This is a genomic window from Vibrio sp. 2433-A1, from assembly GCF_056726085.1.
Window position 1 is genome coordinate 207577 of the sequence record NZ_JBRESC010000005.1, and the last position, 26157, is coordinate 233733.

At 43.5% G+C, this 26157-nt stretch carries 22 protein-coding genes and 1 pseudogene; 10 read left to right on the forward strand and 13 right to left on the reverse strand.

Features of this window, described 5'->3' with window-relative positions; genetic code table 11:
- Window positions 1-11 precede the first annotated feature (11 nt).
- From lpxH to ACU01J_RS07465, 3 genes are all read left to right on the forward strand, one after another.
- Window positions 12-740 (forward strand): UDP-2,3-diacylglucosamine diphosphatase, encoded by a 729-nt coding sequence (gene lpxH, locus ACU01J_RS07455; RefSeq protein WP_481085104.1) that lies wholly within the window; start codon window positions 12-14, stop codon window positions 738-740.
- A 79-nt stretch (window positions 741-819) separates the two neighbouring features.
- The gene (locus tag ACU01J_RS07460; RefSeq protein WP_481085105.1) at window positions 820-2037 is read left to right on the forward strand and encodes an EAL and HDOD domain-containing protein; all 1218 of its coding nucleotides are present in this window, start codon (window positions 820-822) and stop codon (window positions 2035-2037) included.
- A 10-nt stretch (window positions 2038-2047) separates the two neighbouring features.
- Window positions 2048-2545, forward strand: coding sequence for a YchJ family protein (locus ACU01J_RS07465; protein WP_481085106.1), 498 nt, complete (start codon window positions 2048-2050; stop codon window positions 2543-2545).
- A 34-nt stretch (window positions 2546-2579) separates the two neighbouring features.
- Here ACU01J_RS07465 and ACU01J_RS07470 read toward each other — a convergent pair whose 3' ends face one another.
- Window positions 2580-2864, reverse strand: a complete 285-nt coding sequence (locus ACU01J_RS07470) for a YeaC family protein (RefSeq protein ID WP_394127233.1) — start codon at window positions 2862-2864, stop codon at window positions 2580-2582.
- A 106-nt stretch (window positions 2865-2970) separates the two neighbouring features.
- Here ACU01J_RS07470 and ACU01J_RS07475 point away from each other — a divergent pair, with 106 nt between their 5' ends.
- On the forward strand, window positions 2971-3789 hold the full coding sequence (locus tag ACU01J_RS07475) for a DUF2989 domain-containing protein (RefSeq protein ID WP_481085107.1): 819 nt from the start codon (window positions 2971-2973) through the stop codon (window positions 3787-3789).
- 39 nt (window positions 3790-3828) lie between these two features.
- Here the strand turns inward: ACU01J_RS07475 and msrB are convergent, their stop codons facing one another.
- Window positions 3829-4248: a peptide-methionine (R)-S-oxide reductase MsrB gene (gene msrB / locus ACU01J_RS07480; RefSeq protein ID WP_481085108.1), complete on the reverse strand. Its 420-nt coding sequence runs from the start codon at window positions 4246-4248 to the stop codon at window positions 3829-3831.
- A 336-nt stretch (window positions 4249-4584) separates the two neighbouring features.
- Between msrB and gap the strand changes: the two genes are divergently transcribed.
- From gap to ACU01J_RS07510, 6 genes are all read left to right on the forward strand, one after another.
- Window positions 4585-5580: a type I glyceraldehyde-3-phosphate dehydrogenase gene (gene gap, locus ACU01J_RS07485; protein WP_481085109.1), complete on the forward strand. Its 996-nt coding sequence runs from the start codon at window positions 4585-4587 to the stop codon at window positions 5578-5580.
- Window positions 5581-5741: 161 nt separating this feature from the next.
- Window positions 5742-6626, forward strand: a complete 885-nt coding sequence (locus ACU01J_RS07490) for a D-hexose-6-phosphate mutarotase (RefSeq protein ID WP_481085110.1) — start codon at window positions 5742-5744, stop codon at window positions 6624-6626.
- Between the two features lie 115 nt (window positions 6627-6741).
- Window positions 6742-7563, forward strand: coding sequence for a 23S rRNA (guanine(745)-N(1))-methyltransferase (rlmA, locus tag ACU01J_RS07495; protein ID WP_481085111.1), 822 nt, complete (start codon window positions 6742-6744; stop codon window positions 7561-7563).
- Window positions 7564-7640: 77 nt separating this feature from the next.
- Window positions 7641-8582, forward strand: a complete 942-nt coding sequence (locus ACU01J_RS07500; RefSeq protein ID WP_481085112.1) for a ChaN family lipoprotein — start codon at window positions 7641-7643, stop codon at window positions 8580-8582.
- 196 nt (window positions 8583-8778) lie between these two features.
- Window positions 8779-9135 (forward strand): hypothetical protein, encoded by a 357-nt coding sequence (locus ACU01J_RS07505; RefSeq protein WP_481085113.1) that lies wholly within the window; start codon window positions 8779-8781, stop codon window positions 9133-9135.
- A gap of 104 nt (window positions 9136-9239) precedes the next feature.
- Window positions 9240-11132, forward strand: coding sequence for a BCCT family transporter (locus ACU01J_RS07510; protein WP_481085114.1), 1893 nt, complete (start codon window positions 9240-9242; stop codon window positions 11130-11132).
- A 92-nt stretch (window positions 11133-11224) separates the two neighbouring features.
- On the opposite strand, the gene ACU01J_RS07515 is transcribed toward ACU01J_RS07510, so the two are convergent.
- The 11 genes and pseudogenes from ACU01J_RS07515 to ACU01J_RS07565 all read right to left on the reverse strand — a co-directional run bounded on the left by ACU01J_RS07515 (window position 11225) and on the right by ACU01J_RS07565 (window position 26156).
- Complete coding sequence (locus tag ACU01J_RS07515) at window positions 11225-12904, reverse strand: mechanosensitive ion channel family protein (protein ID WP_481085115.1); 1680 nt, start codon at window positions 12902-12904, stop codon at window positions 11225-11227.
- A gap of 709 nt (window positions 12905-13613) precedes the next feature.
- A complete protein-coding gene (locus tag ACU01J_RS07520) occupies window positions 13614-14093 on the reverse strand; it encodes an Hsp20 family protein (RefSeq protein WP_481085116.1) in 480 nt (159 codons plus the stop codon).
- Window positions 14094-14343: 250 nt separating this feature from the next.
- Window positions 14344-15930 carry a chaperonin GroEL gene (gene groL, locus ACU01J_RS07525; RefSeq protein ID WP_481085117.1) on the reverse strand — a complete coding sequence of 529 codons (1587 nt, stop codon included), beginning with the start codon at window positions 15928-15930 and terminating at the stop codon, window positions 14344-14346.
- Between the two features lie 32 nt (window positions 15931-15962).
- Entirely contained in the window at window positions 15963-16253 is a 291-nt protein-coding gene (locus ACU01J_RS07530; RefSeq protein ID WP_049537218.1) for a co-chaperone GroES, read from the reverse strand.
- A 397-nt stretch (window positions 16254-16650) separates the two neighbouring features.
- A pseudogene (locus tag ACU01J_RS07535) lies at window positions 16651-17029 on the reverse strand (site-specific integrase); the annotation flags it as partial.
- A 54-nt stretch (window positions 17030-17083) separates the two neighbouring features.
- Entirely contained in the window at window positions 17084-17533 is a 450-nt protein-coding gene (locus ACU01J_RS07540) for a YcgN family cysteine cluster protein (protein WP_481085118.1), read from the reverse strand.
- A 113-nt stretch (window positions 17534-17646) separates the two neighbouring features.
- Complete coding sequence (locus ACU01J_RS07545; RefSeq protein ID WP_481085119.1) at window positions 17647-18906, reverse strand: type VI secretion system ImpA family N-terminal domain-containing protein; 1260 nt, start codon at window positions 18904-18906, stop codon at window positions 17647-17649.
- A 55-nt stretch (window positions 18907-18961) separates the two neighbouring features.
- The gene (tssM, locus tag ACU01J_RS07550) at window positions 18962-22504 is read right to left on the reverse strand and encodes a type VI secretion system membrane subunit TssM (protein WP_481085120.1); all 3543 of its coding nucleotides are present in this window, start codon (window positions 22502-22504) and stop codon (window positions 18962-18964) included.
- A gap of 15 nt (window positions 22505-22519) precedes the next feature.
- A complete protein-coding gene (gene tssA, locus ACU01J_RS07555; RefSeq protein WP_481085121.1) occupies window positions 22520-23926 on the reverse strand; it encodes a type VI secretion system protein TssA in 1407 nt (468 codons plus the stop codon).
- Between the two features lie 2 nt (window positions 23927-23928).
- Window positions 23929-24570 (reverse strand): type VI secretion system-associated protein VasI, encoded by a 642-nt coding sequence (vasI, locus tag ACU01J_RS07560; protein WP_481085122.1) that lies wholly within the window; start codon window positions 24568-24570, stop codon window positions 23929-23931.
- The gene (locus ACU01J_RS07565) at window positions 24567-26156 is read right to left on the reverse strand and encodes a sigma-54 interaction domain-containing protein (protein ID WP_481085123.1); all 1590 of its coding nucleotides are present in this window, start codon (window positions 26154-26156) and stop codon (window positions 24567-24569) included. The genes vasI and ACU01J_RS07565 overlap by 4 nt, the downstream gene beginning before the upstream one ends.
- Between the last annotated feature and the right edge of the window lies 1 nt (window position 26157).

Consider the following 26157-nt stretch of genomic DNA (forward strand, 5'->3'; position numbering starts at 1 on the left):
GTTAAATAACTATGACCACACTATTTATCTCTGATCTACATCTCTCCCCCGCTACACCAGAGATCAATCAGTGCTTTGTCCGTTTCATGCGAGAAGAAGCCATTCATGCTGATGCGCTTTATGTATTAGGCGACCTTTTTGAGTTTTGGGTCGGTGATGATGATCGTTCTGACTTTGCCACTCTCATCAAAAAAGAATTTAATGCGCTGACCGCCCTTGGTATCCCTTGCTATTTTACTCAAGGTAATCGGGACTTTCTGGTTGGTAAACGCTTCGCTAAGCAGACAGGTGTTACCCTTCTAGGAGATGAAACTGTCATCGATTTATACGGGCAGAAAGCGATCATTTTGCATGGCGACACACTTTGTACTGAAGACGTAAAGTACTTGGAATACCGAGCTAAGGTGCACCAACCATGGCTACAGTGGGTATTTAACCGTATTCCAATGTTCATCAAAAAGAAGATCGTCAGCAAAGTTCAATCTGATATAAAGACAGACAAGCAGACAAAATCACTTGAGATTATGGATGTCACTCAGGACGAAGTAGAACGTGTCATGAGCGAGCATAATGTCGATTTGATGATTCACGGCCACACCCATAGACCAAACATTCATCGATTTGATAAAGATGGAAATAACTGTACTAGAATAGTGTTAGGCGACTGGTATACACAGGGGTCAGTGCTGGTGTACGATAAAGATTCTTTCGAATTACAACAACGACCATTTGGTCAATAAAACTTCGTCTTTAGCCTGTTATAGCTGACATTAGGTTAGCTGATATTCGAATAATATTACTCGGAGCGCGGTATATACCTTGAAATACTCTTATATTGCTAGGCAACCTATTCTAGACAAAGATAAACAGACGCTTGGCTATGAGCTGCTGTTTAGAGATGGGCCACAAAATACGTTTCCTGAAATCGACCCTGAACACGCAACTAGCCGTTTATTGTCTGATCATTTCCTCTCAACGCATTATGAGACACTTGGGGACAAACTTGGCTTTGTAAACTTTCCTTACCAAAGCTTAATTAACAAAGTCCCAACGCTTTTCCCATCGGACAATCTTGTCGTTGAAATTTTAGAGGACTGCCCTCCTACAGAAGAACTACTTGCGGTTGTAAAGGAAATGTCGCAATTAGGCTACAAAATTGCCTTAGATGACTTCATTCCAAGTAAACAATGGCGAGCTTTCTTACCTTATGTATCAATCATTAAGTTTGATATCCGTCAAGTGCCGATTGAAAAAGCACGTATATTTATGCTGCGCCTTAGCGGTTCAAAAATTCAGTTCTTAGCTGAAAAGGTTGAAACCTACGAAGAGTTTGAACAAGCCAAAACAGCAGGTTTTGATTACTTCCAGGGTTACTTTTTTAGCAAGCCGGAAATGATCTCTAGAAAATCACTAGAGCCATCCTTTATGACGGTAGTGCAGCTTTTAACCGAGATTTCTAAAGAAAATATCAACTACAGCACAATAGAATCATTGATCAGTAAAGATGTGACCATGTCCTATAAACTGCTGGCCTTCGTCAACTCCTCTTCAATTGTCAAAACGCGCATTCAATCGTTCAAGCAGGCCTTGGTATATTTAGGTGAAGACAAACTTCGCAAATTTATCTCGTTAGTCGCTCTGGCTTCGACACAAGACAGTAAACCCGATTACCTTTATGGATTATCCATTCAGCGCGCAAGATATTGTGAGCTTATCGGCTCGCGTTTGAATGAGAAACTGGAATCAGGACAGGCATTTTTAACTGGTATGTTCTCGTTACTCGATAGCTTGTTAGACAGACCGTTAGAGCAGATCCTCGATGAGATTTCGGTTGATGAATCGATCAAACTCGCTATCACGCAGAGCGAAGGCGTACTTGGTGATATTCTAGTGCTAACCAAAGCATACGAAAAAGCAGAATGGGATAAAGTTCAGCAGCACTGCCAGGCTATTGGCTTAGTTCAAAGCACCTTAAGCGAATGTTACGATGCATCAGTCAAATGGACAGCTGACTTACTTTCTGTGAAAACAAATTAATGGAGCGGTTATGATCTCTTGTCCATGTGGAAACACCTTGGATTACAGCCAATGCTGTGAACCGATACATAATAATCATGCGCTTGCGACGACTCCAGAAAAGTTGATGCGTTCTCGCTACAGTGCGCACGTGCAAGGTTTAGTCGATTATGTGATTAACACCTATCACCCAAGCTGCCATGCCCAAGAGCAACGTGAAGGGATTGCAGAATCCATTGAGAGTGACTGGCGCCGATTAGAAGTAATCAGCGCAGCTAATGGCGACAATGAGAATGAGGGCTTTGTGACCTTTAAAGCTTTCTTTCAAGAAGACGGCAATGAGTATTGCTTGGAAGAGTGCTCTCGCTTTGTGCGCGAAAATGACCTGTGGTACTACATCGACGGAACATTTCCGAACCAAGAAGTAGAAGACCCTAGGTTAAACCAATCGGTACAAAGCCTCAAAGTTGGACGCAACGACCCTTGTATTTGCGGCAGCGGTAAGAAATTCAAAAAGTGCTGCGGCTAGTAATGAAAAAGGCAGGTTAAATCTGCCTTGTTTATTATTCTTTATTTGGGTTGACTCGCACAATGTCATCTTGGCCCTGCTGAAACTGCTTTTTCAGCTCAGCTTTAGACTTGAAGCTAATTTCCCCACCCTGGGCAACTGTCATATGTTGCGCTTCTGAATTATGCTTAGATTGATACAACATCACAGCTTGCATACAAGAATCTCGCTGCTCTTGTGAAAGTAGAGTACCCTCAGGCCACTTTCCGGTTTCTACGGCAAATAGTAGACGCTCATAAGCCTCTGGTGTGATGGCATTGATTAACTGCTCTGCGTCCATGGAAAATCCTAATTCGTCAAAAAAGATAGACGAACATTAACTGGCTAGCAGACTGAGTCAAGATAACAGCAATAATTAAGTGTAATGGATCACAAGCAACGACACTATGAAATCACTAAAAGTACTCACACTGATGAGTGTAAGTTTTGGCCTTGTTGGCTGTTTTGAAAGTAACAAGAATACTGAACAATTATGTAGCGCTAACCCATCACTACAATGTGAACGACTCAACGTAGGTGATGGTCAATGCCGGATACCGAGAACAGATTTGATTTGGCACCGCTTCGAAGTACTCAAAAAACCGACTGATGAAAATAAAATAAAAGAGTACCTCCACCTTGCTGAATACAAAAAGTGTTTAGAGCTCGCAGCGCAAATACAGCCAATTGATCAATCAGGTTTAAAGCAGCGCCGATTCGACGCTTTAGTGAACGCTTCAGAGGATTTGGAGTCTATCGTTGCAACACTCGAAAAATCCAAGTCCCCCGAAGCCTATTACTTTTTATGGAGCCAAATCGGCAGTGACCAAGCAAAACGTAACTTTTTGCAACTCGAAGGCTCACCCGCATTAGAAACAGCCGAAATGCAATACGCACTGGCAACTTTCTATACCAGTCGAGATCAGAATAAAACTCGTGCTTTGTTACTGCGTACCTTAGAGCTAACTAACCGCAACACAATTAATACTGAAGTATTTAAGTCGCTGGCCAGTACCACTTATCGACTAGGTACAAAAAAAGAAGCTTATATCTGGACTATGGTGGCACAAAGGTATGAAGTACCCATCGCGTCAGCCAAAGAACTGCAACTGCTTTATGGATTCGATAAAAGTACTTACCAACAGCTAGATGACATTGCTGAACAATTTGAAGATGCGATAAATAGTGGCACCTTCAACGCCAGTATGGTGCCAAAATTTAAATAGATGTTCGAATGCTGTAAGGATGAAACAAAGAGCGGTGAATTATTCACCGCTTTTTTGTGAATTGTTGAAAATTAACGACACTGAATTAACACAGAATCTTTCACCTGTTGTTTTCGGTCCATCAGAAAAAACGTGACCTAAATGGCTGTCACAAGCTGCACATCTGATCTCTGTTCTAACCATTCCGTGACTGAGATCTTCTAAATAGCGAATAGCCACATCACTAATAGGGGCATCAAAACTTGGCCATCCACACCCTGAGTCATACTTGTTATCAGATGTAAATAGGGGGGCTTTACAGCACGTACAGGCATAGATACCTGTCGCTTTATTATGCAGTAGTTTGCCTTTAAATGGGGCTTCTGTCCCTTGCTCTCTGCATACTCGATACTCTTCATCAGATAAGGTTTCACGCCAGTGTTCATCAGGCTTAACGACCTTTTCTACCTTCTGTTTCACAACACTATTTCTCCGTATTCTCATTTTTTGTTATGACTTTTTTCGCGAAAAACTTGCGAATGACAACCTTTGTAGCACATACTTTGACACCATAACAGGATGGTTAAACTTTCAGCGCAGCTGTCAGCGTCGTCCACCATTTTACGTCAACTGGTTAGGGAAAAAACCAGTAATCCGTTCAAAAGATAACCATTTGCGACTAATTGTGAAAAAAAGCGACGCTTTTTTTTGACTTTAAACAAGTTAAGTCCGATTATCAGTTGCAGATTTTGACTGGATTCTGTAATTTTACTACCAGTTATCTTTAATCAGAAATTAAGTTGTGGAGCAACTATAATGACTATCAAAGTAGGTATTAACGGTTTTGGCCGTATCGGCCGTTTTGTTTTCCGTGCAGCGCAAGAGCGTAACGACATCGAAGTAGTAGGTATTAACGACCTAATCGACGTAGAGTACATGGCATACATGCTTAAGTACGATTCAACTCACGGCCGTTTCAACGGTACTGTTGAAGTTGAAGGTGGTAACCTAATCGTTAACGGTAAGACTGTACGTGTTACTGCTGAGCGTAACCCAGAAGATCTAAAATGGGATGCTATCGACGTTGACGTTGTAGCTGAAGCAACTGGTCTTTTCCTAACTGACGAGACTGCACGTAAGCACATCACTGCTGGCGCGAAGAAAGTTGTTCTAACTGGTCCTTCAAAAGACGCTACTCCAATGTTCGTTAGCGGCGTAAACTTCGACACTTACGCTGGTCAAGACATCGTTTCTAACGCTTCTTGTACTACTAACTGTCTAGCGCCTATCGCTAAAGTTCTTAACGACAAGTTCGGTATCGAATCTGGTCTTATGACTACAGTTCACGCAACTACAGCTACTCAAAAAACTGTAGATGGTCCTTCTGCAAAAGACTGGCGCGGTGGTCGTGGTGCTTCTCAGAACATCATCCCATCTTCAACTGGTGCTGCTAAAGCTGTTGGTGTTGTACTTCCAGAAGTAAACGGTAAACTAACTGGTATGGCTTTCCGCGTACCAACTGCTAACGTTTCTGTAGTTGACCTAACTGTTAACCTAGTAAACGGTGCATCTTACGAAGCTATCTGTGCAGCAATGAAAGAAGCTTCTGAAGGCGAAATGGCTGGTGTTCTAGGTTACACTGAAGATGCAGTTGTTTCTCAAGATTTCATCGGTGAAGTTTGCACTTCTGTATTCGATGCTAAAGCTGGTATCGCACTTAACGACAAGTTCGTTAAAGTTGTATCTTGGTACGACAACGAAATCGGTTATTCAAACAAAGTTCTAGATCTAATCGCACACATCTCTAAGTAATCAGTTACTTTAAGATAAGCGTTTAGCGCAGAATCTTGTAAAAGGCGGCTCTTGAGTCGCCTTTTTAGTATCTGCCATATTTGAATATCGAAATCATATTCTTTGGTTCGCTTGTGTCGAGTGAATATAGGAATGTCATTTCTCTTACTGAGGACAACTAAATGAATTTAGAGCAATTACCTGCATTGACTGTACTGTCTGATAACGTAACTATCGTCGAAAAAGACGATGTAAAGATCGTACGCGTTATTCATGAGAAGGCTTCTGCTGGTATCTGTCTGCACGGCGGCCACGTCGTCTCTTTCCAACCTAAAGGTCAACCGGACCTAATTTGGATGAGTGAACAAGCCATCTTTGACGGCAAAGCAGCACTGCGTGGTGGTATTCCAGTATGCTGGCCGTGGTTTGGCCGAATTGCAGCACCTGCACATGGCTTTGCACGCAATAGCGAATGGACTCTGCTTGAACACCGTGAAAATGAAAATGGGGTAATCGTAGAACTTGGTTTGCTGCCGTCAGAATCAACACTTACTGTTTGGCCTTACCAGTTCCAAGCTCACCTACTGGTTGAGATTGGCGATGAGCTAAAAGTCACGCTAGACGTAACCAATACCGATACTCAAGCTTGGACATTCTCTGGCGCACTGCACACCTACCTAACTGTGGGTGATATAGAGCAAACGACGACGACAGGTATGGGCTCTGAATACATCGATAGCCTAAAAGGTGGAGAGATTTGCCAGGGTGGTGAAACTCTGCAGTTAACTGACACGATAGATCGTGTTTACACTCAACCTAGCGCGCAAATTACGGTTCAAGATCCCGTTCTAAACCGCTCGTTAGTTGTTGAAAACCAAGGTCACAACTCTGCAGTACTTTGGAATCCATGGGCAGAAGGCGCACAAGGTATGGGAGATATGCAAGACGATGGTTACAAGACCTTCCTTTGCGTTGAATCGACTTTGCATGCCCCATCCATTGAACAAGGTAAAACGCTACAGCCAGGTGAGAGCCACCAGCTCATTACCACGCTATCTTCTAAGTAAGTAGTGAACACACCTCTAGCCCTAGCTTCGATTAGGGCTAGACAAAACAATCGCTTTTTCCGCATAGCCGTTCCTGCTAGACTCTGCGCTCTCAAATATCGAATCTGAGCTATTTATGTCTTACACCTGCCCTCTATGTCACCAATCACTCTCATTAACCGAGCGCACCTACCGCTGCGAAAACAACCATGCCTTTGACCTAGCGAAAGAAGGCTACATCAACTTGATGCCGGTTCAACACAAGCGTTCAAAAGACCCAGGTGATAACAAAGAGATGATGCAGGCGCGCCGACGATTCCTCGAAAAAGAACACTACCAACCACTTAAAAAGTACGTGGCTGAGCTTTGTGGTCAGTTGCTCGTCAATACCAAACATAGATTATTAGATATCGGTTGTGGCGAAGGATACTACACCACAGAAGTTGCATCTCAATTAATCCAGCAGTCTGATAATGCCGCTGTGTATGGTTTAGATATTTCTAAGGTCGCAATTCGCTATGCCGCTAAGCGATACTTAAACTGCGCATTCAGCGTGGCATCAAGTCACCGCCTGCCCTTTGAACCTTGCAGCCTAGACGTCGTGTTACGCATTTATGCACCGTGCAAAGCGCAAGAATTACAGCGAGTTGTCGCCGACAATGGTGTGGTAGTGACGGTCACTCCAGCCGGACGCCATCTCTACCAATTGCGCGATGAAATCTACCCAGATGTGCGTTTGCATAGTGAAGAAGCGGAATGCATCGAAGGCTTTCAACTCGAGAAGCAAGAAAAGCTCAGCTATGTGATGCAACTCAGTGATGGAGATGCCTACGATCTTCTGCAGATGACCCCCTTTGCTTGGAAAGCATCAGATGAACTAAGGGAAAAGCTCAAATCAACTACACTCTATGAGTGCGAGGCCGATTTTATGATCCGAGTTTATCGTAAGACTAGATAACAGATAACGATTCTCATTTTTATTGAGTTATTGCAGCGCCTCCATTATTATTGCTACGATCATTAATGGAGGTTTCTATGCCACGGCTTTTTGCCATATTTTTTAGTACATTAGCACTGTCTGCCTGCTCTGTATTCTCAACAAGCCCTACTGTTAGCACTGTAGGTAATTTCTACGACTATCAGCTCTATTCGCCAACCAAGCAGCCTATTTCTCTGCAAGCATTACCTCGTGAAATTCTCAATGCCGATGTCATCCTCATTGGTGAGTGGCATACACACTCTGCTATACATCGCTTCCAAACAGAGTTTTTAGAGCAATTAGCTCAGCATAATGATGTTGCGCTCTCGATGGAACAATTCTCTCGGGATAAACAAGCCACTGTTGATAGCTATTTAACGGGAGAAATCGGCGAACAAACCCTAATCAAGAACAGTAATGCTTGGCCGAATTATGAAAGTGATTACCGCCCTCTCGTCGAGCTAGCCAAGCAATACGAACTCGATATCATTGCCGCCAATGCACCTAAACCCGTGGTGCGTTGTATTGGCCGACAAGGGGTTAGCTATTTAGATAAGTTGGATAGTCAGCAAAGATCCTTGCTCGCCAAAGAGATAGATACCTCGAATAGCCTCTATAAGGATAAATTTATGGCATCAATGCACCACGGTGAGCCAGAGCAAACAGAGAAACAATTTGCCGCTCAGATTGCTTGGGATGAAACCATGGCAGAAAGCATCACTCGTTACCTAGATGCCAATCCATCAACTCAAGTGGTGCACATTGCGGGCAAATTTCACACTGAGCAAGGACTGGGAACGAAAGCATCAATTTTGAAGCGAAACCCAAACCTCAGTGTTGTCGTCATAACTCCATACTCAGATCTTACCGAAGAAAACACTGGCCAAGACTTCATGCTCAACGTGTTAGCGCCTCCAACTCGCTATGTAAAAAAGGAGAATCGAATCGCGGCCTATCAGCACCTCACTAGCCGCAATAATGCCTTGGAGTGTAAATAGGCACTTTGATTGCTAATGATCTCCTTACGACCCAATTTTAATCTGACATCTTGTAGGATAAATCAGATATAACGGACTCATTGTGAAATCGGCACACTTTATGCTTGTATTGTTTTTATACAAATTTTGCATATTTTGCACAAGTTTTTCACCAAACAGTCGATATAGTGTCTGAGGATAATGTAAGGAGATCATTATGACCCCAGTAGGAATGGAGCCAGCTAAGCTATCCCCTACCCAGCAGATAAAGCCTCAAGCTACTGCCGCACCTCAAGAATCAGGACTGGCTCCACTAAAAGTAGAACAAAGTAAAGTGACCCTTTCAGAAGAAGGAAAGGCGCTATTGGCCGCGCTACAACAAATTGAAAAAGATGGGAAAGCAAGCTCTGAATCGGGCAAAACCGTCGGTGAGAAAGTAGAGTCCTTTGCACATGGTGCTCTAGGTATGGACCACCCTGACAAAATTGAAGAAGAGGATGATGGTTCGTATTCCGCGGGGCAATACCTTTCCGCTGCGGCAACCGTTGGTGGCATTCTTTTAGCGATCCTCTAAGCTCCTATTAAGAATATTAGTCATCTCGACAAACAACCTCGTTTGTCGCATTTAGTTCGGTAACTCCATAATCAAATAACGATTCGTTTATGGAAAGTTAACTTGTGAGAAACTCCTTTTCGCTTATTGATAAGCCCACTTTTTTTGGTGCTATTGCCCTTCTGCTGACTATTATTTTCCCCTTAATTTTATTCCCTCAGCAGGGTGCAGACTGGATAGCTGTAGCAAAAACCTTTATGACCGATAAACTCGGTTTCCTTTATCTAGCCCTTGGCGTCAGTGCTTTTTTCTTTATGATTTATGTCGTCTTCAGCGATATGGGCCAAATCAAACTTGGTGATCCTGACGAAAAGCCTGAATTTGCTACCACATCATGGGCTGCAATGCTGTTTTGTGGCGGTATCGGTGCCAGTATCCTTTACTGGGGTTGTATAGAGTGGGCCTACTACTACCAATCACCACCATTTCAACTTGAGCCCGGTAGTGAAGAAGCAGTTCGTTGGGCAGCAACTTACGGCTTATTCCACTGGGGACCCATCGCTTGGTCTATCTACCTAATCCCAGCACTTCCTATTGCCTACTTCTTTTATGTTCGTAAGCAACCTGTACTAAAAGTATCGAGCGCGCTGATGCCAGTTATCGGCGAAGAACGCACGAAAGGTATACCAGGTAAAATCGTTGATATTCTATTTATCTTCGGTCTACTTGGTGGTGCAGCGACAACGCTCGGCCTTGCTGCACCTCTTATAGGTGAAGGTCTTTACTTCCTATTTGGTATAGAGCAAAGCACACTAAGTCAGATCGCTATCCTAATGGTGTGTACGGCTATTTTTGCTTACTCTTCCTATGCAGGTATGGAAAAAGGCATCAAGATCCTAAGTAACATTAACTTCTGGGGTGCGATGGGTCTGCTAGCGTTTGTTCTTATCGTTGGTCCTACCATCTTCATGCTAGAAACGGGTCTAGACTCAATCGGCCGCATGCTATCTAACTTCTTTGTGATGGCAACATGGGCTGAACCATTTGGTGGTTACGGCACATTTGACGATACTCACTTCCCACAAGACTGGACGATTTTCTACTGGGCTTGGTGGCTAGTGTTTGCGCCAAGTATGGGTCTATTCGTTGCGCGTATCTCTCGTGGTCGCACAATTAAACAAATGGTCTCTGGCTCTATCTTCTTCGGTTCCCTTGGCTGTTTCCTATTCTTTATGATCTTAGGTAACTACGGCCTATCTCTGCAGTTATCAGGAGAGCTAGACGTGGTAGGCATCCTAAATACCGAAGGCGCAACCAAAGCGATCTTCTCTATGCTTGATGCCCTGCCAATGAGTACGCTCGTCATTGCGGTATTTACGCTATTGTGTGTAATTTTTACAGCGACGACATTTGACTCCATTTCATACATCCTTGCGTCTGTTGTGCAAAACAATGTGACCGAAGAGCCAATGCGTTGGAACCGAATGTTTTGGGCATTTACACTATCGTTCTTGCCTACGGTGCTGATGTTCCTTGGCGGATTAAGTACATTACAAACAGCCGCTATCGTCGGCGGTTTACCTCTACTTGGTATCTCTGTGATGTTGATGATTTCTGCGGTTAGGGCAACAAGCCTAGACCTGCGCCATCAAGAGGACTACGTAGAACCAACCATCAACATCGAAGATCTACCAGAAATGGACCCATGGTCTTTTGAAGGTATGGCATTAGCGCGCTTTGAAAGAAGCCGTGACGCTGCTCAAGAAGCTGCAGAGCTAGAACGCGAAGCTTTAGCCAAAGTGATTAAAGTGAAAAAGCGTATCCGCGCCTTCGCACTTGAGCATTCAGGAGAAGAAGAGTTCTCAGATCATCACCTACCACAAGAGCTACAAACTGAACTGCAAATCGCTCTTGATGAAGTAGCAAAAGCTCAAGAGCGTAAACAAGAAGCGTCAGAGCAAGCCCAAATAGCTCGCGGAGAGTTCAACCAAGCGGTTGCTAACGCAGCAATAGCCTAACCATTGTTCTTCCTTCCTTAAGTCAAAGCTCACCATTTAGCGTAATGCCAGTCTGCTTAACTGACTGGCATTACGCCATCTGGCGCTCTTTTTTATTCTTGCATAAGGTCATTCTCTTTAACCATATGCAAATGTACATCTTGCTGTGGGAATGGAATTGAGATCCCTTCTCTATCAAAACGTAGCTTAACCTCTTTGGTGACATCCCAGTAAACATCCCAGTAATCGTCTGTTTGAACCCAAGGACGAACAATGAAATCAACTGATGAGGTATTCAAAGTGTGCACCTTAATGTTTGGCTCTGGCGTTTTCAGTACCGCCGGATGCTCATGTACGATATCAGTGAGAATCTTCTCCGCTTTAAGCAAGTCATCAGAATAACCAATACCAAACACCATATCGACACGACGAAGGCGCTCATGCGTTACGTTCTTGATCACATCACCCCAGATCTTACTGTTTGGAATAATAATGATCTGGTTATCAAACGTCTTAATCGTGGTATTCACTAGGCTCATGTGGCTAACCTTACCATCTACACCACCAGCAAAGACAAAGTCACCCACATCAAACGGTCGGTAGATGAGTAGCATCATACCCGCGGCAAAGTTAGACAGTGTGTCTTGCAGCGCAAAACCGATAATCACACCTGCAATACCGAAACCGGTTAACACTGGCGCTAAATTGAGTCCGACTTGAGACAAAGCAACCAAGATGCCAATAACCCAAACAACTTTTCCAGACATTCCGATAAAGAAGTCCTGCATTAATTTGGATAGCTTGAGATTCTTAGAGGCCACAGTCTTACTTACAAGCCTACGAGTTAGATTCGCAAGTAGCTTAGTCGCCACAATTAAAAGTATGAAAATGAACAATTGGAAAAGATACTGAGTAGCATTATTTCCCAACCAATCAATCGCGTTTGTCGACCAGTGACTCACGATAGAGAGGATGACTTTTCCTTCAAACAGGTCCTGAGTAATACTGCCCGTTACTTCAAACATCAAACGTTTGTACTCTGAAGTATCAATCAAAAGCTGATCGCTAACTGGAATAAGATCTCTAAGGCTATCTACTGCGATCTTCATCCGTTGCTTAACCACAAGCTGATGCAGCTGTAAAGACGCCTTTTCTGATTCAGGACTCACTGTAAGTTGCTTACCTACTACGTCAATCTGCTGACTAAAATACTCAACAGAGGCAGATACAAGACGTAATCGCTTAGCCACGACACTACGAAACTGCGCTTTCGCATCAGCGTCTTCTACACCGAGATCAGCTAACCAGTTGATGTCTTGCCAGTGTGATTGAATAGCACTATCTAAATAATGCTGAAGCTCTTGATAATCATTAAGAAGTGATAGACGATCTTCATCAGTTGCCTCATCAATTTTAACGTTTAACGCTTTAATTTTTTCATCAAGATACAGCGTCGCACCTTTCGAATAACTTTGTTGCATCTGGACCTGAGCGATCAACTGCTCCTTTGGTAAAGAGCCTTGTTTTACCGCATTTGAAAGAACCGTTCGCAACTCTTCATTTTTCTGAAATAACTTAAGTTGAAGCGCATCTTTCTCATCACCACTTGATGAAGCCAGAGTATCAGAGAGCTCTTTGAGATCACTGTTGATTTTGTTTAACGCAGTTTGAGTGCTCGATGAACTAACGACAGACGTTTCTTGCGCAGCGATAGAAAACGGACTGAACAATACACTAAGCATTAGGCTGAAGCTGACACACCATCCAATGCTACGGTGAGACAATAAATTCATAATTACCTCAGAAAAGACAAATACAACTATTTGTTTATTATATGAATGAGCCTAGAGTTTACACCACTACGCTCAAACAATTGATATCGCTTCGTCAATATATTGAAGAATAGCGCAAAGGCTAACGAGGTAAAGTAGGTTTGAAACTGGGTATGACGATAAGATGATTAAAAGCGGAGGCTTCAGATAAGCCTCCACGCAGAGAGACTAGCAATACCAATAGGTTCATGGCTTTCTCAACAACAAGCCCTTTATCTAAGCAAAACCTGAGAAAATCATCCCGAAATTCTCAATGCTTGTACTCGTTTGACAAATGAAAAGAACGTTGTTCAGCAATTTGTTATTGCCACGATGTTTGACCATAGCCCTCCCCCCATTTGTTCTTTCACAATTAATGGATTCGCACTCAATTCAATTTAAACATCATTCTCGCCACTGGAAACATCAAGGTTTACTCGATTTGCATTGGGTGATCTATTGCATAGTGGGTTACTGATGAGCAATGCACTTTCTCGGGACGGGTGTTAGGAACTTGGCATCCTTAGTGGCTGCCATATATCATCAACGTTTCCTGGTGTCGTTGGAAAAGCGAACTTTGCTGTGGTGATACTAATGTAGCATCACCAGTACGAGCTTCATAAAACCCCTCCCAATTAGGAAATATTCATAAACAATAATATAGAGGGTGTACAAAACACCCTCTAATTATTTATTTTTTACTAACTTTACAATCATCATTACCGTCAGATTTATGCTCTAAAACCTTACCACCTTGATTAATGGCAATAGATTTAGGTTTCATTTCTTCAGGAATTTCTTTAACCAAAGTAATCGTTAATAAACCATGAGAGAGATCCGCATTGGTAACTTCAACATAATCAGCTAAGTTAAATTTACGCTCAAATGTACGGTTGGCGATACCCTGATATAGATATTTGCTTTCCGATTCAGAGTTCTTATTACCGCGCACAGTTAATACGCCTTTCTCGACTTGAATATCAAGCTCTTCTTGCACAAATCCCGCTACAGCCAAAGTAATGGCGTAACGATTCTCGCTGAGAACTTCTATGTTGTATGGGGGGTAACCGCTAACAGTTGTTTCACTGGTTAATGCATGATCTAACAGAGATGCTAGGCGGTCAAATCCTACACTATTTCGATATAGTGGAGTTAGGTCGATTGAGTTCATGATATATCCTCCATAAGAAGCAATACAAAATAAAAACAATAGAGATAAAAGTTTCTATCCAGACAACTTTTACAATGAATTTATAGTATTTTAAAAATGTCTTTTCAATAATGTATTTATAAAATTTTCTTATAATAGTATGTTTAAAATGCCATTTAATAATAAGAAAGCTTTGAATTGATATTATCTATGCCTGATAATTAAGCGGACTTCCCTGCCCGCTTATTTTTCACTAAATATGCTCCAATGGTTATTTATCTTTTACTTGCTCGGAAATCATAGCTTCAGTTGTAATCATTAACCCGGCTATAGACGCCGCATATTGAAGCGCTGAGCGCGTAACTTTTGTCGGATCAAGAATACCCATTTCAAACATATCGCCGTATTCTCCTGTAGCCGCGTTAAAGCCATGATTCACATCACCTGCTTTGACATTGTTTGCGACGACAGACGCTTCATCACCCGCATTAGTGGCAATTTGACGAAGTGGTTCCTCCATCGCCCGTAATGCTACTCGAATACCGACATTTTGGTCTTCGTTGTCTCCAGTAAGGTCAACCAACTCTTTACCTATCTTAGCAAGAGCGACGCCTCCCCCAGCAACAATGCCCTCTTCCACAGCAGCTCTCGTGGCATGCAATGCATCATCGACACGATCTTTCTTCTCCTTCATTTCAACTTCTGTCGCAGCACCAATTTTAATCACTGCAACACCTCCTGAGAGTTTCGCTATTCGCTGTTGAAGCTTTTCTTTGTCATATTGAGAAGTAGATGATGCGATTTGATTTTCTATCGATTTAACTCGGTCTTTAATAACCTGTTCATTCGTTACACCACCGACAATTGTGGTTGTATCTTTTGTTATTGTGACTTTCTTTGCGCTACCCAATTGCTCTAACGTAGTCTTTTCAAGCTCATGACCGAGGTCTTCGCAAATCAGAGTACCACCAGTTAGGACTGCAATATCTTCCATCATTGCTTTGCGATTATCACCAAACCCTGGGGCTTTGACCGCAGCAGTTCGGACAATACCACGCATATTGTTGACAACGAGTGTAGCTAAAGCTTCACCTTCAATATCTTCGGCCAAAATAAGCAGCGATCTGGACTGTTTGGCGACTTCTTCTAGTACAGGCAGTAACTCACGAATATTGCTTACCTTTTTATCCACCAAAAGCACATAAGGATTATCCAGTTCTACAGAGCCACTCTCCTGATTGGTGATGAAGTACGGAGAAAGATACCCGCGATCAAACTGCATACCCTCAACCACCGCAAGCTCATTGTCTAAGCCCTGACCTTCTTCAACCGTAATGACACCATTGCGACCAACCTTGTCCATCGCTTCCGCTATAATGTCACCAATCGATTTGTCGCTGTTTGCTGAAATGCTGCCAACTTGAGTTATCGACTCTTTGTCACTGCAAGGCTGAGATATCTCACGAAGTTTCTCTACAGCAGTTTCCGTTGCTTTATCTATACCTCGCTTTAAATCCATTGGATTCATGCCCGACGCAACGGCCTTTAATCCCTCATTGATCAAAGATTGCGCCAACACCGTTGCGGTTGTTGTTCCATCACCAGCTTCATCATTCGCTTTCGATGCGACTTGCTTTACCATTTGTGCGCCCATGTTCTCGAACTTATCTTCAAGCTCGATTTCTTTCGCGACAGACACCCCATCTTTTGTGATGGTTGGAGCTCCAAATGACTTATCTAGTACAACATTTCGACCTTTAGGACCTAAAGTAACCTTAACGGCGTCAGCCAGCAGGTTTACCCCATTAAGCATCTTTTGACGCGATTCATCAGCAAATATAACTTCTTTTGCAGTCATGATTATCTCCTCAAAAAATAATGAAAACTCAATTACTCAACGATTGCTAACACATCAGATTCGGAGAGAATAAGGTACTCTGAACCATCGATTTTTTCTGTTTTGACACCATAGCCGTCATTAAAAATGACAATGTCATCGACTTTAACGTCCATAGAAACCCGATCTCCATTTTCCAGTCGTTGACCTAGACCAACAGCGACGACTTTCGCTCGATTTGATTTTTGTACTGACTGAGACGTAAGGACAATTCCTCCTTCAGATAGGGATTCTGCTTCGAGTCTTTCGACTATCAGCCGATCATTTAAAGGACGAATATTCATGAGGTTAGCCTCCTACAATTGTTAAACATAAAAGACATAATGGTGATGGGCAGAGCTATGTAGCACTCTCCCGATTAGGAAAATAGGGACAACGAAAAGTGAGTTCAAGGGACAAAAAGAAAATTTCATATTCCATTTTAAACAAAAATGGATATCTTAATATTCCTTATTGCTATATGTTATTTTATGGCAAGTTGTCTAGCTAGACAGCTTACAATCAATGCATTGCTTTGGTGCAAAGTTGATGATTGTCGCCCTAGAACGAGCATGCCTTTCTTGTTCTGGTCAACTCCAGCCGTCTTTGTAAGTGATTGGTACTTATCACCGACACCCAAATCCATCACAGTTTTTTTAAACACCTCTTTGCCATCCTGAATCATGGTTTCGGGCTTTAAGTGAGGCAGTGCTTATAGAAACCATCGAGATACTGGTAGGTTAACCGTTCTTGCTTGTTGCGAGGAAATGTACTCCATTCTGGACGAGGGTCATCATAGAGAGGGCAAGAACACCATCATCGATTGCTTTCGACAATAAGAACTCATTGACCATACCTAATGGCAGGTAGCTGATTAGGTTGTCTTTGTCGTCATACCCAACAACATGGAGTAAGGGAAGTATCTTAATGGGGATCTTGTTGTCATTAGTACGATAGGTAACCTGAGGCTCACCATTATCATCGAGGGATACCAATGGTTTCTTGTAAACGAAGTTAGGGATAGTTGAAATCTCTACTTCTTTTCGTATTACCTTTTCTTATTTTTATCAAAATCTAACATACTAAACCTCATGCTATGTACATAATGCATACATAGCATTCTCAACTTTAAAAGTTATTTGTGAGGTTTTAGTCTATCAGGTAAGTTTTGAATGTGATCTTCCCAATTTACCACGTCGATTTCATACACCACTTTATTGCGAACACTTTCGCCTGCAGCATGCATTGCTGATTTAGAACCTGTTAGCAATGGGTGCCACTCAGGTAAAGGTTGTTTCTCTGCTAATAGACGGTAAGCGCAGGTATGAGGCAACCAAGTAAAGTCTTCAATATCGTCGCGCGTTAACTTAGTACACTCTTCATCGTAATTAAAACGATTCGGATAGTCTTTGCAAGAACAAGTTTTACTATTGAGTAAGCTACATGCCACATTGGTGTAGTAAATTTCGTCGGTATCTTCATCCATGAGTTTGTGCAAACAGCATTTACCACAACCATCGCAAAGTGACTCCCACTCTTGCTCGGTCATCTGCTCTAAAGCTTTTTGCTGCCAGAAATGCGTCATATTCGCCAACCTCAAATATTCAAATACGTCACGAAAAAAGGAAAGCCGAATTTATATAGATCCTTTGACCAAAGTGCAAGCAATTCGGTCTAAGGCAAGATAATCTTTCGCAATCAATTAACGAGACTTTGGCTTAATTGCGCCACTTTCCAACTGAGGTTGTTCAACCTAACGGTTAATTCTGCCAATTCAGTTTCTGCCTGATGATACTCCTCTTCCTCGATCAAACGTTCGATATAACCGACACGGGCGTAAATTGGCGACAAACTGATGGCGAGCTTCTCCAATGATTTGGTTGCTTGTGTCGCTTGAGACCATTGGCGGTTTTGGACCATTAATGCAATATTCGCCATTTTGGTTCTCGCTTCATTGAACCGCTCGACAAATGATCCGACTTGTTCAAGGGCAATTTGCTGATCTTGCTGGACAGTCTGAGCAATAGCTTCTACTCGCTCATCTTCCGCAAATAGATTTGTCAGCACCTCAAGCTGCCCCATCAGATCCAAATTAGGCTGTTCAACCGATGTCGACAACTGCTCTTCAATGGCTTGCTGATAGAGTCCGACTATCTGTGATTGATACTTATGGCGAGCCTCTGCGGAGGTTTGCGTGACGAACTCAGGCAAGTTTTCTCTGTTTAGCGTTGGGACTTCTTTAGCCGCTTTATATTGCGGCTGATAGCTGGCCAAGATATTCGGTACATACCACCAGCTAGCCGACACCACGAAAATAGAAAGCACACTTGAAAGAAACAGTCCCCATCGATACTTTGTCTTAGGGACATAACCACTCATTTGCTGCTCTGACTTTTCGACCCGTTTAACCGCGGTGTGGTATTGAGTTTCGATCTTATCGATATGCTCAAACAAAACAAAGCCCACACCTTCAAAGTTTACCTCATGCTCTGGCTGACTAGTCGCTAACCAATGATGGGCGTTTTCGCATAAACGTTCACTTCGGTATAAGTCTCTCAATTGCTCATGTGTCAGCTTCATTCCTTTGAGTTCTGGTAAAGCCTTACCATTAACCCAATCAAGCAGCTCTTTCTGCATCTTGGCAAACTTTGCGCTTGGCTCTGGCTGTAGCGTCAGGCAACGATTAATCAGCTCCAGCCCATTAGCGTAGCCTTTGACTCCCTCTAGCTTTAATTTTGCGATAGTCAAATAACAGCTCATCAACAAATCAATGCCGAGGTCAAAAGCAAGCTGCTCACAACCATCATGGACAACTTGCCAGTTGGTCCCCCCTGATAACGGGTTGAAGCGACTGTTAATTTCGTCTCTTACTTTTTGATAGATATCGGTTGTTCTGATCTGTTCAGGCTCAGAAACAATGGTATAGGTCTTTTGATCGAGTATGACAATATGGGACATAACTACTTCGTCCTAAAGCGATAGGGAGTGAACACCGTCACTCCCTAACAAATCGTTAATAGAGGGTCTTAGAAAGCTTAAATGATTTAAACAGACGTTCAGTAAACGGGTTCGCGTCAGATTCAGCATTAATACGATAAATCATCTCACCACCAGCAAAGCCAAACTTGTAGTCAACCGAGGTTGGACTCGCCGCCAGTACATCCCCTTTATCCAGTAGCCTGAAAAATGCCCAAGGCCCTTGAATATTAATACTGCGTGGGGAAGTATTGGTCTTAGTTGGCACCAAGGTAACTTTAGATATAGCGGAATCACGTAATGTATTTGGCCATATCAGCTCAGCTCCCGATCTCGGACCATGGCTATAAGATAAATATTGCCCATCGACATTCAGGACACTGCGGCGTTTATTACTACTTAGCTGAATCGGCTCGACCGAGAAATTCACATCTAAGATGCCCTTACGGTTAAAGAACGCCTGACGAATTCGCTGCGCTTGCTTAATTTGTGCTAACACTTCTGGTCTGATGATAGACTGCATTGAGTCAGAGCTATCAACAGAAATATTCTCATCAATAAAGACTTTAAGTTGGTTCGAGTAGAAGTTATCCAGCGTCCCTTTTGGCGCAAAGAACGTTTCAAAGTCCTCTAAAGCCACGTCTTTAGTGGATTTGTCATTAAACGGGTATCGATTAGCAAGCTTGGCATAATATGGCTGATAAACATCCTCATACCAACGTACTTCTAAGTGCTTAATTGCTTCCTGCTTAACCACGTACCAGCTCTCATCTGCCAGCTTTTCCATCATCATGTCTAAAGGCTTTGGTAAACCTGAAGAGATGCGTTTCAGCGTATAGATTGGATCAGCGCTAACGAGTTTGACTCGTGACTTCGTCGCTTCAAGTGCCGCCATACCTACGTCAGGGGATTCTTGAATGCTTTTTAGGTAAGCTTTTAGCTCATCGACTGAGTTAAGCACCTCATTAATGTAAGGAGGTTGCTCGCCAATGGGCTTCAACATTAAGTTTAATTCAGCGAAAGGAGATTGAATATTCGACGATACTTGATATTTGGCGTTTTTCACTAACTCAGCTTGTGCTTCATCTGAAACATCAAGGCCCGCGATTAGCTGAGTATTACTGTCTAGCGTTCTCAGTAGTCGCTGCAGAGGCTCAACGTTACCCGTGATGTTTTCTAGAACCACTACGGCATCGTTCAGATCGGAGAAATACTTTATATCGATATCATTGAGCGCAGCGCGCCATGTATTGATGTAGTCCGCCACATAAAGATTACGAATCTTCTCACGTAAAACTTGCTTGTCTGCTTCGCTAAATTGCGCCGTTTTCGACTGACCTAATACCCAGCTATCAATAAGGGCAAGCTCAGATACAGACTCAGATCGCGGCATAAAGTAGTTTTCAAATCCTGCCTTGGTTAGCATCTGAGGGATATATAAGCTCTGATTAGATACGCGCTCTTCAAACACCACATCAAAGATTGGCCCAACTAGATTGCGGATACTGATCGATGGACCAAGAACGGTCTGTGCATTAAGCTTCAAGTTACGATAAACACGCTGATCATTTGGCATGGTACTTAGCGCATCTTGCACCTCTGCAATAGTCGACTCATACGGCTTCATCGCGGCTATCGCCAACTCATCTCCCGCTAGCTTTGACGCCTCTAGATCAGTATGACGCATCGCATAGTCTAGGTGGTCAAGCAGTTGGCCTTGAACCGCTTTATCTCCTGCAAAAGCGCGTTGCCAATACTTACTGAAGTAATCAAGTACATAATCTTTATAGCGACCACTTTTATCCACCATCATTCGATAGACTCTCAATGTAGCTAACTTTTCTTCGTCGCTAGAAGCTTGCTTTAAATCCACGACTACGTCTGCCATAAGTAACGGCAAGAAACGGCTTTCGAGCAAATTAAGGTAAGTATCCTCAACCATGGGACCGATTGTATGTCCTTGGTAAAGGCCCATATCAGAGATGTACTTTGGTTTATCCCTAAAGAAGCCAAACTCTAGTGTCGCCTGACGAATCTTATTGAGTGGTTCCAAAATATCCTTCTGAGATGCGATGGATAAATTCGAAGGGAACTGCTTTTTATATTCATTAACTTTGGTCAGCACCGCGTCTGACTGATTGTAGTTTTTTGAATAGTATTGATGCCAAGTACCAATCAATAGTACTGACGCTACAGTACAGGTTGCAAAAGAGAGCCCAATAAGGCGACGCTTCTGCTTAGCGACTCGGAAGTTATCCGAGGCTAGACCCGCTTCTGGATAAATAATGTTGCTAAACAGTTGTTGGGTGAAGTACACCGTAGAGTTTTTAGCATGTTGAGCTTTGTTTATAGCATGTGATAAACCGTAGCGACGAGCCGCAGAATCACTGAATGCGTTACTTGGTACCCCTTGCTGATAAACCGATGTAAAGTAGGCACCACGTACCAGTGCTGAGGTAGAGAATTGATCGCTCGACAACGCATCTTCAAAGAAGCCTTTCAAGATACTTTGCAAACCTGAAATCTGACGTGTAAAGCTGTAGATCGCCGCACGCTCTTCTTGCTCCATCGGCTCAGAAACGGCGTGTGGAAGCAGCTCGTTGATTCGACCAACAAACTTCCCATATTCTTGGGTAAACTCTTCTAACCAGTGATCGACGTTTTCAACCGACTCAAGTGAGAAAGTGAAACCCAACACTTCATCGCGCTGCTCTCTTGAGTAATGCTTGAAGAAGGGGTCAAAACCATGTAAAAGATCCAGCTTAGTCAAGGTGATATAGACAGGTAATCGCGTCGTCAATGTTTCCATTAGTTCACGGATTCTTGCACGCAGCAGATTCGCATAAGCTTTGCGTTCAGAAGCCGTTGAGGTCGCCAAATGAGAAATATCTAAGGCTAAAACAATACCATTCAGTGGTCTGCGGCTACGTGTTTTGTCTAGCCAATGAATAAAGTTGAGCCATAATCGGCGCTCCATCTCGCCGTCATTGTCTTCACTTCGATTGCCTTGAGTCAGCAACTCGCCATCAGGGTCGATCAGTACCGATTCGTCACCAATCCACCAATCAAACGAGTATGGGTTGTCACTCTTTTTACCTGATGCGCGCATAACAGATGAAAGCGCAAAGTTTTGCCCAGAACGATTAATCAAGCTCGTCTTACCGGCATTTTCTAAACCAAGTACCAGATACCAAGGCAGTGCATACAAATAATTTCGGCTATTTAGACTCTGCTTCATTTCCGCCATAACGCCATTTAATTCACTTTCTTGGCGCTGTTCATAAACAGAAATCGGATCTTGTTTCAGTTGCTCTTCTCGCTGCTGCTGACTTTTAAGCGTTCGTAACCGTTTCCACTGCCATAAGCCCCAACCAGAGATGGTAAACAAAGAAAAGATAACCGATGTTAAACCACGGGCCATCACTGTTTCTAGCGGCCGTGTCTCACCCATAACAAGCCAAGGGCCTGCCCACCAGATAGAAACATTAACTAAAATAAATAGAATAAGGAGTAAGACAGGCATTGCTGCTGCCATACCCGGTTTGAATTTAGCTACAAACCCTATAACACTTTTCCACATGGGGATTCCTTTAACTTACACTGACGCTGTATTTTGCTCTAATTGTTCTATGAGCGAAGGTTCCCATTGAGAGACTTGCGCTTGCATAGCTTCTTGTTTTAAATGTTGAAATTGTTCTTTTGCCATTCCATCAAGATGATGATGTTTCAGCAGTTCGGCGCTAAGCAGTCGCCAGTAAAACCTCTCACGTGGCTCACTTGCTTTGACTAAGCCATCATTGATGCGTGACATCGCAACGGCAATTCCGCCTTCTTTAGCAAGATTAAAGACTTCATCCCTTTGCTCTTGCCAACTGTTCATTCGAGGCGCCGACGAATTAAGACCTTCACAGCTCTCCAACCACTGCTTAACTGGATCGGTGATGAACGGTTCCCCATCTTTAAACTTCAAGTTGATGACATGAGGAAAGCGTTCGACAAACGTCTGGGTTTCTTCTCTGATAGCTTGGCACCACTGCTCATAGCCAAGTGCTTTGGCAATATCATGACTGAGCAACTGCCCTTCGAACCAAAATGGTGACATGGTGATGCTTTGCTCCACTTGTCGCCATAGAGCTAAGTTAGGTTGAGAACAACGGTCTCGGTACTCTTTAGCTCGGTCGGTATTCATTCCTCTTAATAGGCAATGCCCATTGCTATCGTGATCTGGCAGCGAGCTAATCGCCCCCCATAAAGCATGACGACGAACCCGAATCGATAACGCTGCGCCAAACTCTTGTTCAGAGAGAAAATCAGCCACTTTAAACAAGGTTTCTTTAGCGGCTTTACCACTTGAATTATCAATCACTAGCGGATCCGGTCTCGCGTCAGAGACACTTAATGAAGCCTCGGAAGTCACTGGTGACGCTTTGCTGTTGACCTGTTCACGTTCACTCGCTTTGCGCAACTGGTTCTCTACAGTTAACGCTATAGACTCAACCATGTCTGATTGGAGATCATTGGTCGTAATCACCTCTTGCCACGCGGACACCGCACTGCTTAAATCCTCTCGTGCTTGACTATCAAGTTGACTAAAGTCGAACTTATCCAGCGCCATCGAGAAACGTTGACACATCTGACTAAAGAATTTGCGACGAGGGAGATTGCCTCGCTTACCTGGCGCAGGAAAACTCTCTTGCCAATAATGTGAAATAAAATCGCCCATCACATTAAATGAAGCAATCAAGCGAACCGCGCTCAGGTCTTGGTGCAGACATTGCAGCAAATAAACCAAGAGTTTGATGTCTTTACTTTTCTCTTTAAGCAGCTGAAGCGTACTGTGCTCCACCTCTTGCCACTGCACACTCGCATGGGAGAGTGAGCCAACCTTCATCATCTGATCTTCAATGAAATCAAATAACGGTTCATCTAGCAGCCGTTCACCGACTGGAGAGGAATCGCTGATCGGAGAGACAATACAAGTGCGATATTGAGTAAGTTCCATATTTACCACCGACAACGCTGTCGTAAGGGCCGCAGCGCCGCTTGCAGCGCCACTGTGTCAAACTGCAGTCCATCCACAGTGTCTGAGTTCGACCTCAGTGTCACCTTTCTCTGCTGAGCCATTCGTTTCATCAGCTCTATCGCTGGGAGTCCCTGCGCCGATGAGAAGACCACGCCCTCATCATCACTTCTCCAATACTCCCGCTGCCCTTGAGCCACTGAAACTGATATACGCGCATCAATTAATGGTTTAGGAAGTGCTAACTGAACGCGACTGATTTCATCCATGCAGCTCATAACGAGAACTGGGGAATCAGCCTCGCCCTGTGGCAGAGCTGATAAAGTGACCCATGCATTCTCACCCAAAGCCGATTCCTTTAAGCTCAGAGTCTGGCTGTTCTCTGCGCTACTGTTTGGATAAGCAAGCATCCATACCTTAGGTTTATCCGGCTCATGACTCTGTCCCTTTAAGGTCACTGGCGTATCAAACAACTGGTCATAACACCTTAATCGTTCGAGCCTTTTCGCAATGATTCGACATTGCTCCACCCGCTCCCACTGATACGTGTTAACCTCTTGAGCATTTACAGGTAACCACCAAAGGGCACATGCTAGGCAAATAAGTCTGGTTATCACTATTCTCATAGCGCCTTGATCTCCAGCTTCTGACACTTGTATGCTAGCGTTCTCTTTGGGATTCCTAAGCTTTTCGCCGCTTTGCCTCGATTACCGGCAAAGAAGTTTAAACGGTCACGAATAACCTGCTCTTCGTAATCACTCACTGCTTGTTTCAAGTCTGTGATGCCAGCGAAGTCACTAGGTGGATGCTGATAAGGGCTGTCTTGAATAAATTGAGAATGGGTCGCCATTTGCGTTGGCTCACTCAAGCTTTTCAGTTCAAAGTTCAAACATGCGATGCGATTAGCAAGGCTTCCTTCATTGATCTCCGAGTTATCATCAGTCTGCGCGCAACCAAACTCAATTAAGTGCTTTAGTTCACGTACATTACCTGGGAAAGCGTACTGTTTTAGACAATCTAATGCTCGGTAATGAAGACCACGAATAACGCGTCCATGTCGCTCGTTAAACTCCTTGATGAAGTGCACACTCAGTTGCTCAATATCTTCTAGACGCTCCGCTAACTTTGGCAGCGTTAATGGATATTGGAACAGTCGGTAATAGAGATCTTGTCTGAACTTTTTTGCTTGAACTTGAGCTAACAGATTAACGTGCGTGGCAGAAACAAGGCGAAAGTCAGATGCTTGCTCCTCTTTGCCACCAACAGGTCTAAATCTTTTGCTCTCCAGTACTCGCAATAACTTGGCTTGCAGCGCTAACGGCATGTCACCGATTTCATCCAAAAATAGCGTTCCACCATCGGCTTGAGCAATCAACCCTTGCCGATCAGACTCTGCACCAGAGAAGGCACCTTTACAGTAACCAAACAACTCGCTTTCTAGCAGATTTTCTGGAATCGCAGCACAGTTAATCGCCACCATTGGTTTTTGATTACGTGAAGAAAGTTGGTGAATCGCTTGAGCAACGAGTTCTTTACCTGTACCTGTCTCACCTTGCACCATGACAGAGAGTTGCGACGCTGCGGCACTTACAATCTGCTGACGAAGTCGCTGCATAGTACGACTGTCGCCGATAAGTGAATGGGACAGGTCATTGGCAAGCTCATGCTGCTTTCTATCACGTTGAATCTCACTCAGAGACTCCGATAGCTCTTTAAGATCGCGTTGCTCTTTCTCTAACTCATCAAGTAACTGCCATTGCTTAGTAAATACCCCAACAAAAGCGGTACACATGTCGTCTTCAAAAGCGGTGTTGATTTTGCTCGGCTCCCCTTGCATATAAATTACAAATTGAACGTACTTTGACTGCAAAGGTAGTGGCTGAATACGCACACCATCAAACATGCCAACTTGAGAAACTAATTCGCAGAACGCTCGATCCGTTTGCCAAAATAGTAGCTCATCAGCAGAAAGCGTCATCGCCTTAGAATTTTGCAACACGTGAGCAAACGGATTGCTCAAGTCATTCACTGACCACGATGCCGACAGGCTAGTATCGTGGGGGATCAGTCGGCGTCCTTCATTGTTAGGAGAAAGCACTAAACAATGTGCCAAACTCAGCTCTTCAATCAATACTTTAGCGAATGTCTGAGTTAACTCATCTTTGGACTTAATGCCAATGAGCTCCGTCGTCCTTACTAACCAATTTGCCATA

What these genes read in the sequence shown, in the direction of transcription:
- lpxH (WP_481085104.1), top strand. Translation starts at nt 12, where the DNA reads ATGACCACACTATTTATCTCTGATCTACATCTCTCCCCCGCTACACCA.
- ACU01J_RS07465 (WP_481085106.1), top strand. Translation starts at nt 2,048, where the DNA reads ATGATCTCTTGTCCATGTGGAAACACCTTGGATTACAGCCAATGCTGT.
- ACU01J_RS07470 (WP_394127233.1), bottom strand. Translation starts at nt 2,864, where the DNA reads ATGGACGCAGAGCAGTTAATCAATGCCATCACACCAGAGGCTTATGAG.
- ACU01J_RS07475 (WP_481085107.1), top strand. Translation starts at nt 2,971, where the DNA reads ATGAAATCACTAAAAGTACTCACACTGATGAGTGTAAGTTTTGGCCTT.
- gap (WP_481085109.1), top strand. Translation starts at nt 4,585, where the DNA reads ATGACTATCAAAGTAGGTATTAACGGTTTTGGCCGTATCGGCCGTTTT.
- ACU01J_RS07490 (WP_481085110.1), top strand. Translation starts at nt 5,742, where the DNA reads ATGAATTTAGAGCAATTACCTGCATTGACTGTACTGTCTGATAACGTA.
- rlmA (WP_481085111.1), top strand. Translation starts at nt 6,742, where the DNA reads ATGTCTTACACCTGCCCTCTATGTCACCAATCACTCTCATTAACCGAG.
- ACU01J_RS07500 (WP_481085112.1), top strand. Translation starts at nt 7,641, where the DNA reads ATGCCACGGCTTTTTGCCATATTTTTTAGTACATTAGCACTGTCTGCC.
- ACU01J_RS07505 (WP_481085113.1), top strand. Translation starts at nt 8,779, where the DNA reads ATGACCCCAGTAGGAATGGAGCCAGCTAAGCTATCCCCTACCCAGCAG.
- ACU01J_RS07515 (WP_481085115.1), bottom strand. Translation starts at nt 12,904, where the DNA reads ATGAATTTATTGTCTCACCGTAGCATTGGATGGTGTGTCAGCTTCAGC.
- ACU01J_RS07520 (WP_481085116.1), bottom strand. Translation starts at nt 14,093, where the DNA reads ATGAACTCAATCGACCTAACTCCACTATATCGAAATAGTGTAGGATTT.
- groL (WP_481085117.1), bottom strand. Translation starts at nt 15,930, where the DNA reads ATGACTGCAAAAGAAGTTATATTTGCTGATGAATCGCGTCAAAAGATG.
- ACU01J_RS07530 (WP_049537218.1), bottom strand. Translation starts at nt 16,253, where the DNA reads ATGAATATTCGTCCTTTAAATGATCGGCTGATAGTCGAAAGACTCGAA.
- ACU01J_RS07540 (WP_481085118.1), bottom strand. Translation starts at nt 17,533, where the DNA reads ATGACGCATTTCTGGCAGCAAAAAGCTTTAGAGCAGATGACCGAGCAA.
- ACU01J_RS07545 (WP_481085119.1), bottom strand. Translation starts at nt 18,906, where the DNA reads ATGTCCCATATTGTCATACTCGATCAAAAGACCTATACCATTGTTTCT.
- tssM (WP_481085120.1), bottom strand. Translation starts at nt 22,504, where the DNA reads ATGTGGAAAAGTGTTATAGGGTTTGTAGCTAAATTCAAACCGGGTATG.
- tssA (WP_481085121.1), bottom strand. Translation starts at nt 23,926, where the DNA reads ATGGAACTTACTCAATATCGCACTTGTATTGTCTCTCCGATCAGCGAT.
- vasI (WP_481085122.1), bottom strand. Translation starts at nt 24,570, where the DNA reads ATGAGAATAGTGATAACCAGACTTATTTGCCTAGCATGTGCCCTTTGG.
- ACU01J_RS07565 (WP_481085123.1), bottom strand. Translation starts at nt 26,156, where the DNA reads ATGGCAAATTGGTTAGTAAGGACGACGGAGCTCATTGGCATTAAGTCC.